The following is a 13,481-nucleotide window of genomic DNA, read 5'->3' on the forward strand; positions in this document are numbered from 1 at the left end:
CTCGCCAACGAAAGCAGCGCTCGCAGTCTGTGCGGAAACTAAGTCCATGCTGGGCCTAAGGTCGAGGTTTTTGGGTTTCGTTTTTAGGCCCGGCAAAAATGAAATCATTGGGGAAGTTGTGGTTGGCAAGCGAACAAAGCAGGGCTGGATCGAGGTGAGGTAGCATCGCTACGCGATATCCTAATAAAAACTCTGCGGATCGATATCGACTTCCAGCTTCAAGCTCCCCCGCGTCTTCGGCGCGTGGCTAAGCCAGCCGCGCACATAATGCGACAGGTCGAAACTGCGCGGCGACTTGATCAGCAGACGATAGCGATAGCGCCCGCGCACCACCGCGAGCGGCGCTTCCGCAGGCCCGAGCACGCGCACATGATCGTCGAGCGGCGACATCGCCGCGAGCTTCTTCGCATAGCTTTCGGTTTCGTGCTTGTCGGCGCCGGACACGATCAGCGCGGCCAGCCGGCCGAATGGCGGATAGCCCGTCGCCTCGCGCTGCGCGATCTCGGTGTCGTAGAACGCATCGCGATTGCCGGAAATCAACGCGCGCATCACCGGATGCTCGGGCTGATGCGTCTGCAGGAAGCCGAGCCCCTGGCCGGCTTCGCGGCCGGCACGTCCCGACACCTGATGCAGCAGCTGGAAACTGCGCTCAGCCGCGCGCGGATCGCCATTCGCAAGGCCGAGATCGGCGTCGACAATGCCGACGAGATTGAGCTTCGGGAAGTGATGGCCTTTCGCCACGAGTTGCGTGCCGATGATGATATCGAACTTGCCTTCGGCGACGCCGTCGAGTTCTTCGCGCAGCCGCTCGACCGATTCCATCAGGTCGCTGGAGAGAACGATGGTGCGCGCATTCGGAAACAGCGCCGCCGCTTCTTCCTGCAAGCGCTCGACACCGGGGCCGACGGGGGCGAACGAATCCGCCGTGCTGCATTGCGGGCACACATGCGGCTGCGGCATCGAGAAGCCGCAGTGATGACAGACCAATCGCCGCTTGAACCTGTGATCGACCAGCCAGGCGTCGCAATTCTGGCAGGCGAGCCGGTAGCCGCAGGAGCGGCAGAGCGTGAGCGGCGCGTAGCCCCGCCGGTTCAGGAACAGCAGTGCCTGCTCTTTCTTCTCCAGCGCGAACCTCACGGCTTCCGCGAGCCTCGGCGCGATGAAGCGTCCGCGCGGGGGGCCTTCACGGCGCAGATCAATGGCTTCGACATGCGGCAGGTGCTGACCGCCGAAACGCTCGGGCAATTTCAGCCGGGCATAACGGTTTCTACGAGCATTGACTTCGGTCTCGACCGACGGAGTGGCCGACGACAGGATCACCGGAATTTTTGCGCCATGCGCGCGCACCACGGCCATGTCGCGCGCGTGATAATGCACGCCGTCTTCCTGCTTGTAGGCGGGATCGTGTTCCTCATCGACGATGATCAGACCTAGATCCGGATACGGCAGAAACAGCGCCGAACGCGCGCCGACCACGACAGAGATTTCGCCGGAGCAGAGCGCCGCATAGGTGCGTGCGCGCTTGCGCGGCGGAAGCTGCGAATGCCACTCCGCCGGTCGCACACCGAACCGCTGCTCGAAACGGTTCAGGAATTGCGTCGTCAGCGCGATTTCCGGCATCAAAATCAACGACTGACGACCCTGGCGAATGGTCTCCGCAACCGCCTCGAAATAGACCTCGGTCTTGCCGGAGCCGGTGACGCCATCGACCAGGAAGGCCGAGAAGACGCGGCTTCGCACCGCCTCACGCAGCGCGACCGCGGCCTTCGCCTGAGCCTCCGTCAGTTCGGGCAAAACGAAAGCGGGATCAGGCGGATAGGCGACCGGCTCGGGCGGCAGGACCAGCGTTTCCAGCGTGCCTTCGTCGATCAGCCCGTCGATCACGCCGACAGAGACGCCGGCTTCCTGCGCGAGATCGCTCTTGGCGCGCGCCATCCCGTCTTCGGCCAGCACCCGGAGAACACGCGATCTTGCCGCCGTCATGCGCTGCGGCGGCGGGCCCGCGAGCCGCACGCCGACCTTTTCGCGGCCCGGCCCCTGCGCGCCCATGCGCAGCGCCATGGACAGGACCGTGCCGCGCGCGCCGAGCGTGTGATCCGCCACCCAGTCGATGAAGCGCCGCAATTCCTCCGGCAGCGGCGGTACGTCGAGCTTGGCGTCTACGTCCTTGAGCTTGTTGTGCAATCCGGGCCGGGGGGCGGCCTCGCCCCACACCACGCCGGCATATTCGTTGGGGCCAAGCGGCACGGCCACGACGTCGCCGGCGGCGAGCGTCATGCCGGCCGGCACGCGATAGGTATAGGCCCGGTCCAGCGCGACCGGCACGATCACATCGACGGTTTTCTGCGTCATGAAGGGGCAGACTCACCCGATTCCGGGCGCTTAAGGAAGGGTGAAGGATGGCGGTGAGATAAGGTCACTATGCCCGAACAGGACGATGATCTGCCATTCGCGGCCGACATTCGCGCAGAATTTCTGCGATGGTCGGCGTTTCTCGGCGACCAGAAGCGGATGTCCCGCAAAACCGTCGAGGCCTATCAGCGCGACGTCACCCAGTTCCTGGTATTTATGTCGGAACACCTCGGCGGCCAGCCCTCGCTGGCCGAGCTTGCCGAACTTTCGCCGCAGGACGTCCGCGCCTTTATGGCGGCGCGCAGAGCCAGGGGCATCGGCCCCCGCACCCTGATGCGGCAGCTCGCGGGAACACGAAGCTTCACGCGCTTCCTGGAGCGCAACGGCAAGGGAAAGGTCGGCGCGCTCAACGCGGTGCGGACGCCGAAAATCCCGAAGACGCTGCCGAAGCCGCTGGCCGTGCCGCAGGCCAAGCGTCTCTCCGATACCGATCTGCGCGCGGGCGAGGAGCGCGAGCCCTGGATCTTCGCGCGCGATGCGGCCGTGCTGGCGCTGCTCTACGGCTCGGGGCTTCGTATCGCAGAGGCGCTGAGCCTGAAGCCGCGCGACATCCCCGCTCGGGGCAGGGGCGACACACTCACCGTCATCGGCAAGGGCAACAAGGCCCGCATGGTCCCGGTGCTGCCGGCCGTGGTCGCCATGGTGCACGACTATATCGCGCTCTGCCCCTACGACCTGCCGGACGACGGCCCGCTCTTCGTTGGCGCCAGGGGCGGGCCGCTGTCGCCGCGCATCATTCAGCTCACCATGGAGCGGCTGCGCGGCGCGCTCGGACTGCCCGACACCGCGACGCCGCACGCGCTGCGCCATTCCTTCGCAACGCATCTGCTCTCACGCGGCGGTGACTTGCGCGCAATCCAGGAATTGCTGGGTCACGCTTCGCTTTCGACCACGCAGATTTACACCGCGGTCGATACGGAACGGCTGCTCGACGCCTACAACGCGGCCCATCCGCGCGCCTGAAACTCCCGTTCGAGTCAAGTGACAAACCGGCGTCATCGCAGCGATTTGACGTTGATATGACACCGCTATCCGTCTTCCGAAGACTTGCGAATTAACGCAGTCAGGTTCATCGTCCGGCTCTTTTTTCAGGGGTCTTCCATGAGCCACGGCGTCCACGCGGTCCAGCACGAGGTCGAACACGAGATCAAGCACCAGGACGAACATCACAAGCACGCCGGGGGCGACGGTGATAATGTCCTGTCACAGAATAAGAAGATCGCGCTTCTGATCGCAGTCATCGCGCTGTGTCTTGCCTTTTCCGAAACGCTCGGAAAAAGCGCCCAGACCTCGGCGCTGAACTATCAGATCGAAGCCTCGAACCTGTGGAATTTCTTCCAGGCCAAGACGATCCGTCGCACGAATACGATCGTCGCATCCGAGGCGATGAAGGCCGACCTCGCCGCGACCTCCGACGACACGCGCAAGGCGGCTCTCTCCAAACAGATCCAGGAATGGGAGAAAACCTCCGCGCGATACCGTTCCGAACCGGAAGCCGGAGGCGGCAAGGGCGAGGGGACGATCGAGCTCGCGCGCCGCGCCGTCGAAGAGCAGAAGAAGCGCGATGACGCGCTGGCGAAATATCACCATTACGAAGTGGCGTCGGCAGCCTTCCAGATTGCGATTGTGCTTGCATCGGCGACGGTGATCACCGGCATGTTACTGCTCACCTATATCTCCGTGGGCCTCGCCCTTGTCGGCATTGGCTTTATGGGCATCGGCTTGTTCGCGCCGCACCTGGTCCACCTGTTCTGAAGATTGCAGCAATCCCTGATTGCGTTGGCCAGTATTCCTGCAAAAGGCTATTTCCGTGCGGACCCTCTTCGTCACCCTCCTGTTTCTGCTCGCCGCAAACGCCGCGCAAGCCAGCGCGGGCTTAAGCTGCGAGGCGAGCGACAAGACGGTGAAGCTCGAGCTGGAAGCCGGCATCAGCCGGGGTGTCGGCGAAGGCTTCTTCAGCTTCAAGGGCGAACTCGAAATCCTTGCCCCCGGCGCTCCGAAGGATTTCCGCAAGGTCACCTTCGAGAAGGAACATCTGACCCAGCAATGGCTCGACGGCCGTAACCTGAAACTGCGCGTCTATCGCGAGCGCGACGGCGCACTCCACGGCTACGTCGACCTCGTCATCGAGGCATGGCCCCGAAAGGACGAAGAGGATGCCTATCGCGGCGGCTACGCGCTGACCATTTTCGACGTTCCCAAAGCCGACGCGGACGGCAAGACCACGGTTCTCAAGGGCCGGGTCTCCTGTTCCGCCGGATAAAAAAATCGTGTGGTGCGTGCGAACGACCTTCCCGGTGATTATCTCTGGGTTGGTTGGGAGTCAGCGTATGAAAAACCATGTTGTTGCATTGGCGGAAGCCGTGAGGCTTGCGCGCCAGGAACTCGAAGATCTCGCAGAGCACAAAGCCGCGTCGAAAGAGCGGGCGCTCAAGCGCCTTACTGCGTTGCTCGATAACGAGGACGTGAAAGAGGCCCTGGCGGCGCTCAGCCCGGTCGACGATGCGCCTTCGATGAAGTCCGATCCGCCGGTCGATTTGCGCGTGCCTTATCCGTGGCGGTCGCACTGACCAAGCAGATTTTTGCGCGCCGCGACAGCGTGTGCGCGCACTACACTCTCACCATACCGCCGTCGACGTAGAGCGTCTGGCCGGTCATGAAGGCGGCATCGTTACTGGCCAGGAACGATACGACGCCGGTGAGATCGCCCGGCATCTGAACCCGTCGAATCGGCTGCAACCTCGCGATCTGCTCAAATTCCTCGTCCATGCTCGCACGTCCGGCCCGCGGTGCACGTCCCTCGGTTCCGGGCGTGCGAGTCAGGCTCGGCGAAATGGCATTCACCGTCACCCCATGGTTGCCCATCTCGGTTGCGAGCGCGCGGGTGAAGCCGACGACTCCCCCCTTGCTCGCGATGTAGTGGGTGTAGCCTGACGCCACGGTATTCAGGGTCGACGACGACACGTTGATGATCCGGCCCCAGCCGCGCCGCTTCATTCCGGGCGCGAAAGCCTTCGTCACGAGGAAAACCGCATCGAGATTGAGCGCCATCACGCGCCGCCAATCTGCGAAGGTCACTTCGTCGAAGGGCTGGATCGGATAGATGCCGGCGTTGTTGACGAGGACGTCGCAGCGACCGAAGCGCGCGTCCACTTCCACGGCGAGATAGCCGACGGATTCTTCCGAGGTGATGTCGCATACGACCGCCATCGCCTCGCGACCGGCCTCCTCCACCATCCGGACAGTCTCGTCGCATGGCCTTATATCGACCAGCACGACATGCGCGCCATCGCGCGCGAGCCGTTGTGCGAAAGCCTGACCGAGCCCTCCGGCCGCGCCGGTGACAAGGGCGATCTTTCCGTTGAGATTTGAAGCCATCTTCACGTCCGTCACATGCGACTTTGATGCCTTCCCACTGATGCGGAAGAACAAAGCGACTAAGCCACGCGTTTTTCGATTGCGGCAAGCGTCTTCTTCAGCCGTGGCGCGGCAAACTCGAGGAAGCGGCGCAGCTTGAGCGGCGGATGTGATGCTTGCGCCGGATAAACGAGATGGACCGGCAGAGGCTCCGGCTCGTCATCGGCTAGCACGATCCGCAAACGGCGTTCCGCCACGGCTGACGCCACCTGGTAGGACAAGACACGCACAATTCCGACGCCGCCGATCGCGGCATCGATCGCGGCTTCGGCCGTGTTGACGACGAGCCGCGACCGAACCGGGATCGCGCGTGCACCTCGCCCCTTGGACGAAAAGGTCCAGGCATTCGCCGCAGTCGAGCCGAAGGTGATGCAGGGCAAAGCCGCAAGATCATCGGGCGTTCTGGGCAGACCTCGCGACTTGAGAAAAGCCGGGCTCGCACAAACCACGGACCGTACGACGCCGACGCGCGCCGCGACGAGGCTCGAATCCGCCAGAGGACCGATCCGTACGGCCATGTCGATCTGTTCCTCGATCAGGTCGGCGTTCCGGTCCGAGAGGACGAACTGGATATCAATGTCCGGAAAGTCGGCGAGAAACGCGGTCGCAATCGGCAGCACATGCAGGCGGCCGAACACGATCGGGGCGGCGATTGCAAGATTGCCGCGCGGCGCCAGATACTCGCCCGCGGCGGCACGTTCGGCCTCGGACACCTGCTCCAGTATTTTTCGTGCGGCCGCGAGATACGCTTCGCCCGCGTCGGTGAGTGTCAGCTTCCGCGTCGTGCGGATCAGCAAGCGTGCATTCAGATGCGTTTCGAGATCCGCAATCTTGCGGCTGACCGTCGGCAGCGGCACGCTCAGCCTGCGGCTTGCCGCGGTGAAGCTTCCGGCTTCAACGGCAGCAGACAGGATCGACATCGCTTCGAGACGGTCCAGATCGACCTCTCATAATTCGAGAGAATTATTCTCATTATAGGCCGATTATTTCACAGGCCAATAGGCGCTATCTGGCTAGGGAAATTGGAGCCAGGCCATGCCCTACGGATTTCTGGACATTGCGGTCACCCCCAGCGTTAAGGCCGCGCAGGCGCAAAACGGCAGCGCCCACCTGTGGGAGAACTTCAAGGGTCACCGCACCTTCGACCGCCTGACCGAGAGCGAAGAGGCCTTCATCGGCCAGCGCGACAGCTTCTACATGGCAACGGTGTCGGAGACCGGGTGGCCCTATGTCCAGCATCGTGGCGGGCCGCGCGGATTCCTGCGCGTGATCGACGACCGGACACTGGCGTTCGCGGACTTCGCCGGCAATCGCCAGTATATCAGCCTCGGCAATCTTGCTGCCGAAGGGCGCGTGTCGCTGATCCTGATGGATTACGCGAACCGGCGACGGCTGAAGATCTTCGCCCATGCCGAGGTGAAGAGCCTCGCCGACAATCCTGACCTTGCGGAAAAGCTTTCAACACCGGGATATCGCGGCAAGGCAGAGCGCGCCTTCGTTCTGCATCTCGACGCGTTCGACTGGAATTGTCCGCAACACATCACGCAGCGCTTCGATGCGCCGGATGTCGCGCAGGCGATCGGAGCGCTGCAGCAGCGGATTGAGGCTCTGGAGGCGGAAAACAAACGGCTGCGGGAGCAAGGCTCCGCGCAGCCGGATTAGTCACACAAAGGTGTGCCGATCACATATGGATGGCGCGCTTGTCGACGGCGAGCGCGGCTTCCTTCACCGCCTCCGGAAGTGTCGGATGCGCGTGACATGTGCGCGCGATGTCTTCCGCCGCAGCGCCGAACTCCATCGCGACCGCCGCCTCCGCGATCATGTTGCCGGCATCGGCGCCGACGATATGCACGCCGAGCACGCGATCGTTTTTCGCGTCCGCCAGAATCTTGACGAAGCCCTCGGTCTGCTGATTGGCCTTTGCGCGGCCATTCGCGGTGAACGGAAACTTGCCGACATTATACGCGACGTTCGCGGCCTTCAGCTCTTCCTCGGTTTTGCCGACCGAAGCCACCTCCGGATAGGTGTAAACGACCGCGGGGATCACATCGTAATTCACGTGGCCGGCCTGCCCGGCGAGGATCTCGGCGACGGCCACGCCCTCGTCCTCCGCCTTGTGCGCGAGCATGGGCCCGGCGATCACATCGCCGATCGCGTAGATGCCCGGCACATTGGTCGCGAAATGCGCGTCGGTCTTGACGCGGCTGCGCTCGTCGAGTGCGACGCCAACCTCCGCAAGGCCGAGGCCGTCAATATACGGCACACGGCCGATGGCGACGAGCACGACATCCGCATCGAGGGTCTCGGCATCGCCGCCCTTCGCCGGCTCGACCTTCACCTTGAGCTTCTTGCCTGACGTATCGACGGCGCTGACCTTCGAGCCGAGCTTGAACGCCATGCCCTGCTTCTCGAACAGCCGCTGCGACTGGCGCGCGACTTCCGAATCCATGCCCGGAAGAATGCGATCGAGGAATTCGACCACGGTGACCTGAGCGCCAAGCCGGCGCCAGACCGAGCCGAGCTCGAGCCCGATCACCCCGGCGCCGATGACCAGAAGCTTCTCGGGGACTTTTTCGAGAGTCAAAGCACCCGTGGAAGAGACAACGCGCTTCTCGTCGATCTCGATGCCCTTCAGCCTCGTGACATCGGAGCCGGTCGCGATAACGATGTTCTTCGTTTCCAGCGTCTGAACCTTGCCGTCCGTTGACGTCACCTCGACTTGGCCGGGCGCGGTGATGCGCCCCGCGCCAAACGCGACATCGATCTTGTTCTTCTTCATCAGGAACTCGACGCCCTTGACGTTTCCGTCGACGGCCTCGTCCTTGAAGGTCAGCATCTGCTTCAGATCGAGCTTGGGCTTCGAAACGCCGATGCCCATCTTCGCGAAGCTGTGGCCGGCTTCCTCGAACAGTTCGGACGCATGCAGCAGAGCCTTCGACGGAATGCAGCCGATATTCAGGCAGGTGCCGCCAAGCGTCGCGCGCTTTTCGACCACAGCCACCTTCATGCCGAGCTGAGCCGCGCGGATGGCGCAGACATAGCCGCCGGGGCCGGTGCCGATAACGATGAGATCGTAGGACATGTGAGACTCCAAACTATCGATCGTCATGCCTGGCCACAGCCGTTCGAAGAACGGCGTTTCTACGAAACGCCTATGTACCGGGCATCCACGCCTTCCGTCTTGAGTTCAAAGACGTGGATGGCCGGTACAAGCCCGGCCATGACGGAGGATAAGGACTAAAGATCCAAAATCAGGCGTGCCGGGTCTTCCAGCACTTCCTTCACGCGCACAAGGAAGGTCACAGCCTCGCGGCCGTCGACAATGCGGTGATCGTAGGAGAGCGCGAGATACATCATCGGCCGGATCTCGACCTTGCCGCCGATCGCAACCGGACGCTCCTGGATCTTGTGCATGCCGAGAATGCCGGATTGCGGTGCGTTCAGGATCGGCGTCGACATCAGCGAGCCGTAGACGCCGCCATTCGAAATGGTGAACGTGCCGCCCTGCATCTCTTCGATCTTGAGCTGGCCGTCGCGCGCGCGCTTGCCGGCGTCGGCGATGTCCTTCTCGATCTGCGCCAGCGACTTGTGATCGCAATCGCGGATCACCGGCACGACGAGGCCCTTCTCGGTGCCGACCGCGACGCCGATGTGATAATAGTTCTTGTAGATGATGTCGCCGCCGTCGATCTCGGCATTGACCGCCGGGATGTCCTTCAGCGCCTGCACGCAGGCGCGCACGAAGAAGCCCATGAAGCCGAGCTTCACACCGGTCTTTTTCTCGAAGGCGTCCTTGTAGTGGCTGCGCAGATCCATCACCGCCTTCATGTCGACCTCGTTGAAGGTCGTGAGCATGGCGGCCGTGTTCTGCGCGTCCTTCAGGCGGCGCGCGATGGTGGCGCGCAGCCGCGTCATCTTCACGCGCTCCTCGCGCGCTGCATCGTCGGCGGGCGACGGAGCCCGTACCTGAACGGCGGCGGCGGGTGACGGGACCGGAGTCGGGGCGGAAGCGGCGCGCTCGATCGCGGCCATCATGTCGCCCTTGGTGACGCGACCGTCCTTGCCCGAGCCTGCGACAGTGGCGGGATCAACGCCCGACTCTGCGCTCATCTTGCGGACCGACGGCGCGACCGGCATGTCGCCGGACGGGGCCGCAGCGGGTGCGGGCGCAACCGGGGCGGACTTGACCGGCGCAGCAGCCGGGGCGGCAGCGGGCTTGGCCGCAGGGGCTCCCGCGCCTTCCTTGATCTCCCCGAGCAGCGCGCCAACCGCGACAGTTTCGCCGTCCTTGGCGGCGATATCCGACAGCACGCCCGCAGCCGGCGCAGGCACCTCGATGGTGACCTTGTCGGTCTCGAGCTCGACCAACGGCTCGTCGACCGCAACCGCATCGCCGGGCTTCTTGAACCACTTGCCGATGGTCGCTTCGGTGACGGATTCGCCAAGAGTGGGAACGCGGATTTCAGTCATTGTTTCAGTCTCTCAGATTTTTCCTTCGTCATGGCCGGGCTTATCCCGGCCATCCACGTCCTCGTCTCGACACAAGCATCAAGACGTGGATGCCCGGCACATCGGCGTTTCGGCTATGGCCGGGCATGACGCATGCAAACGGATTAACCCAGCGCCTCGTCGAGGAGCTGCTTCAGCTGCGCATTGTGTTTCGACATCAGACCGGTCGCGGTGGCGGCTGACGCGGGACGGCCCGCATAACGCGCACGCTTATGCTTGGCCTGAATCTGGTTCAGCACCCATTCGATGAAGGTATCGACGAAGAACCAGGCGCCCATGTTGCGCGGCTCTTCCTGACACCACACGATCTCCGCCTGCTTGAAGCGTGACAGGTCGTGGATGAGTGCCTTGGTCGGGAACGGATAGAGCTGTTCGACGCGCAGCAGATAGATGTCGTCGATGCCGCGTTTCTCGCGCTCCTCGTACAGGTCATAATAGACCTTGCCGGAGCACAGGATCACGCGACGCATCTTGTCGTCGGCGACCAGCTTGATCTTCTGATCCTTCAGCACCTGTGCGTCGTCCCACAGCACGCGATGGAACGTCGTGTCAGGGCCGAGTTCCTCGAGGGTCGAGACCGCACGCTTGTGACGCAGCAGGGATTTCGGCGTCATCAGGATGAGAGGCTTGCGGATCTCGCGCCGCAGCTGCCGGCGCAGGATGTGGAAGTAGTTCGCGGGCGTCGTGCAGTTCGCGACCTGCATGTTGTCTTCGGCGCACATCTGCAGATAGCGCTCAAGACGCGCGGACGAATGCTCCGGCCCCTGCCCTTCGTAGCCGTGCGGCAGCAGGCAGACGAGGCCGGACATGCGCAGCCACTTGCGCTCCGCCGACGAGATGAACTGATCGAATACCACCTGCGCGCCGTTCGCGAAGTCGCCGAACTGGGCTTCCCACAACACGAGAGCGTTCGGCTCCGCGGTCGAATAGCCGTATTCGTAACCGAGCACGGCCTCTTCGGAGAGCATCGAGTTCAGCACTTCGTAGCGCGCGGTCTGATTGTCGCTCAGATGATTGAACGGCGTGTAGCGCGCCTCGGTCCGCTGATCGAACAGCACCGAATGGCGCTGCGAGAAGGTGCCGCGCTCGGAGTCCTGGCCGGACAGCCGCACCGGGTGGCCCTCAAGCATGAGCGAGCAGAAAGCCAGCGCTTCGCCGGTCGCCCAGTCGATGCCCTGGCCGGTCTCGATCGCTTTCTTCCGGTTTTCAAGGAAGCGCGCGATCGTGCGGTGGACCTGGAAGTCCTCAGGAACCTTGGTGATCTTTTCGCCGATCTCTCTCAGCTTCGCCAGATCGAGCCCGGTGACGCCGCGGCGCGGATCGTCGATCTCGGTGCCAGCCTTGATGATAGACCAGCGGCCGTCCAGCCAGTCCGCCTTGTTCGGCTTGTAGCCTTGCCCGGCCTCGAACTCGGCTTCGAGCCGCGAGCGCCAGTCGGCCTTCATCTTCTCGACTTCGCCTTCGTTGACGACGCCTTCGCCGATCAGCTTCTTGGCATAGATGTCGAGCGTCGACGGATGCTGACGGATCTTCTGATACATCAGCGGCTGGGTGAACGCCGGCTCGTCGCCTTCGTTGTGACCGAACCGCCGATAGCAGAACATGTCGATCACGACCGGCTTTGCGAAGCGCTGGCGATATTCGATCGCGACCTTGGCCGCGAACACCACCGCCTCCGGATCGTCGCCATTCACATGGAAGATCAGCGCCTCGATCATCTTCGCCACATCCGACGGATAGGGCGACGAGCGCGAGTAGCGCGGATAGGTCGTGAAGCCGATCTGGTTGTTGACGATGAAATGCAGCGAGCCGCCGGTGCGATAGCCCTTCAGCTCCGACAGGCCGAAGCATTCCGCAACCACGCCCTGTCCGGCAAAGGCCGCATCGCCATGGATCAGCAGCGGCAGCGCCATGGTGCGATTGTCAGGAGTCGCACCCAGCTGATCCTGCTTTGCGCGGACCTTTCCAAGCACGACCGGATCGACGATTTCCAGATGCGAGGGGTTCGGCGTCAGCGACAGATGCACCTTGTTGCCGTCGAACTCGCGATCGCTCGATGCGCCTAGGTGATACTTCACGTCGCCCGAGCCTTCGACTTCGTCCGGCGTGGCCGAGCCGCCCTTGAATTCGTGGAACAGCACGCGATGCGGCTTACCCATCACCTGGGTCAGCGTGTTCAGGCGGCCGCGATGCGCCATGCCGAACACGATCTCCTTCACGCCGAGCTGGCCGCCGCGCTTGATGATCTGCTCAAGCGCGGGGATCAACGACTCGCCGCCATCGAGGCCGAAGCGCTTGGTACCGGTGAACTTGACGTCGAGGAATTTCTCGAAGCCTTCGGCTTCGACGAGCTTGTTCAGGATCGCGCGCTTGCCTTCGCGCGTGAAGGTGATTTCCTTGTCCTTGCCTTCGATGCGCTCCTGGATCCACGCCTTCTGCTGCGGATCGGAGATGTGCATGAATTCGACGCCGAGCGTCTGGCAATAGGTGCGGCGCAGGATCGCGATGATCTCGCGCATCGTGCCGAATTCGAGGCCCAGCACCTTGTCGAGATAGATCTTGCGGTCCATGTCGGCTTCGGTGAAGCCGTAGGTGCGCGGATCGAGTTCCTCCTCGTTCTTCTCCGGCTCGAGGTCGAGCGGATCGAGCTTCGCATGGAAGTGGCCGCGGATACGGTACGCACGGATCAGCATCAGCGCGTGCAGCGAATCGCGCGTCGCCTGCAGCACATCCGAGGAAGAGAGTTCGACGCCGGCCTTCTGCGCCCTGCCCTTGATCTTGTCGGAGATGACCTTCTCGGTCTCGGCCCAGTTGCCGTCGAGCGCGGCGACCAGATCGCCGTTGGACAGCTGCGGCCAGCCGGGCTTCTTCCACGACGCGCCTTTCGCGCTTTTCGTGACGCTCGCCGGATCGTCCTTCAGACTCTGGAAGAACGATTGCCACTGCGCATCCACCGACGCCGGGTCGGCTTCGTAGCGTGCATAGAGGTCTTCGATATACGCGGCGTTGGCGCCGTAGAGGAAAGAGGTGAGGGCGAAAGCTGCGTTCGCGTCCTGACGAGACATAACGGGCCGTCCTGGCGTGGATCCGTCGCTTGGATCGATAGCTTGTGAGTGTCTGACCGCCGGCAGCGGCCATTTCGG

The 13,481-nt window shown here is 63.1% G+C and carries 11 protein-coding genes; 5 read left to right on the plus strand and 6 right to left on the minus strand.

Going from position 1 to position 13,481, the window contains the following annotated elements; translation table 11 throughout:
• Positions 1–180: 180 nt before the first annotated feature.
• Complete coding sequence (locus VNZ93_RS07910) at positions 181–2,352, minus strand: primosomal protein N' (protein WP_325702566.1); 2,172 nt, start codon at positions 2,350–2,352, stop codon at positions 181–183.
• A 69-nt stretch (positions 2,353–2,421) separates the two neighbouring features.
• Here VNZ93_RS07910 and VNZ93_RS07915 point away from each other — a divergent pair, with 69 nt between their 5' ends.
• The 4 genes from VNZ93_RS07915 to VNZ93_RS07930 all read left to right on the plus strand — a co-directional run bounded on the left by VNZ93_RS07915 (position 2,422) and on the right by VNZ93_RS07930 (position 4,982).
• Entirely contained in the window at positions 2,422–3,375 is a 954-nt protein-coding gene (locus VNZ93_RS07915; protein ID WP_325702568.1) for a tyrosine recombinase XerC, read from the plus strand.
• Positions 3,376–3,513: 138 nt separating this feature from the next.
• Entirely contained in the window at positions 3,514–4,167 is a 654-nt protein-coding gene (locus VNZ93_RS07920; RefSeq protein ID WP_325702571.1) for a DUF4337 domain-containing protein, read from the plus strand.
• Between the two features lie 55 nt (positions 4,168–4,222).
• On the plus strand, positions 4,223–4,675 hold the full coding sequence (locus VNZ93_RS07925) for a hypothetical protein (protein WP_325702574.1): 453 nt from the start codon (positions 4,223–4,225) through the stop codon (positions 4,673–4,675).
• Positions 4,676–4,742: 67 nt separating this feature from the next.
• Positions 4,743–4,982 (plus strand): hypothetical protein, encoded by a 240-nt coding sequence (locus VNZ93_RS07930; RefSeq protein WP_325702577.1) that lies wholly within the window; start codon positions 4,743–4,745, stop codon positions 4,980–4,982.
• Between the two features lie 40 nt (positions 4,983–5,022).
• Here VNZ93_RS07930 and VNZ93_RS07935 read toward each other — a convergent pair whose 3' ends face one another.
• Both VNZ93_RS07935 and VNZ93_RS07940 read right to left on the minus strand, forming a co-directional pair.
• The gene (locus VNZ93_RS07935; protein WP_325702580.1) at positions 5,023–5,790 is read right to left on the minus strand and encodes a 3-oxoacyl-ACP reductase family protein; all 768 of its coding nucleotides are present in this window, start codon (positions 5,788–5,790) and stop codon (positions 5,023–5,025) included.
• A gap of 59 nt (positions 5,791–5,849) precedes the next feature.
• A complete protein-coding gene (locus VNZ93_RS07940; protein ID WP_325702667.1) occupies positions 5,850–6,767 on the minus strand; it encodes a LysR family transcriptional regulator in 918 nt (305 codons plus the stop codon).
• 97 nt (positions 6,768–6,864) lie between these two features.
• Here VNZ93_RS07940 and VNZ93_RS07945 point away from each other — a divergent pair, with 97 nt between their 5' ends.
• Positions 6,865–7,491 (plus strand): pyridoxamine 5'-phosphate oxidase family protein, encoded by a 627-nt coding sequence (locus VNZ93_RS07945; RefSeq protein ID WP_325702583.1) that lies wholly within the window; start codon positions 6,865–6,867, stop codon positions 7,489–7,491.
• A gap of 19 nt (positions 7,492–7,510) precedes the next feature.
• On the opposite strand, the gene lpdA is transcribed toward VNZ93_RS07945, so the two are convergent.
• The 3 genes from lpdA to VNZ93_RS07960 all read right to left on the minus strand — a co-directional run bounded on the left by lpdA (position 7,511) and on the right by VNZ93_RS07960 (position 13,403).
• Positions 7,511–8,911, minus strand: coding sequence for a dihydrolipoyl dehydrogenase (lpdA, locus tag VNZ93_RS07950; RefSeq protein WP_325702586.1), 1,401 nt, complete (start codon positions 8,909–8,911; stop codon positions 7,511–7,513).
• Between the two features lie 155 nt (positions 8,912–9,066).
• A complete protein-coding gene (odhB, locus tag VNZ93_RS07955; RefSeq protein ID WP_325702589.1) occupies positions 9,067–10,299 on the minus strand; it encodes a 2-oxoglutarate dehydrogenase complex dihydrolipoyllysine-residue succinyltransferase in 1,233 nt (410 codons plus the stop codon).
• 143 nt (positions 10,300–10,442) lie between these two features.
• On the minus strand, positions 10,443–13,403 hold the full coding sequence (locus VNZ93_RS07960) for a 2-oxoglutarate dehydrogenase E1 component (protein WP_325702592.1): 2,961 nt from the start codon (positions 13,401–13,403) through the stop codon (positions 10,443–10,445).
• Positions 13,404–13,481 lie beyond the last annotated feature (78 nt).

Source organism: Pseudorhodoplanes sp., from assembly GCF_035565795.1.
In the GTDB taxonomy this organism is placed as follows: domain Bacteria; phylum Pseudomonadota; class Alphaproteobacteria; order Rhizobiales; family Xanthobacteraceae; genus Pseudorhodoplanes.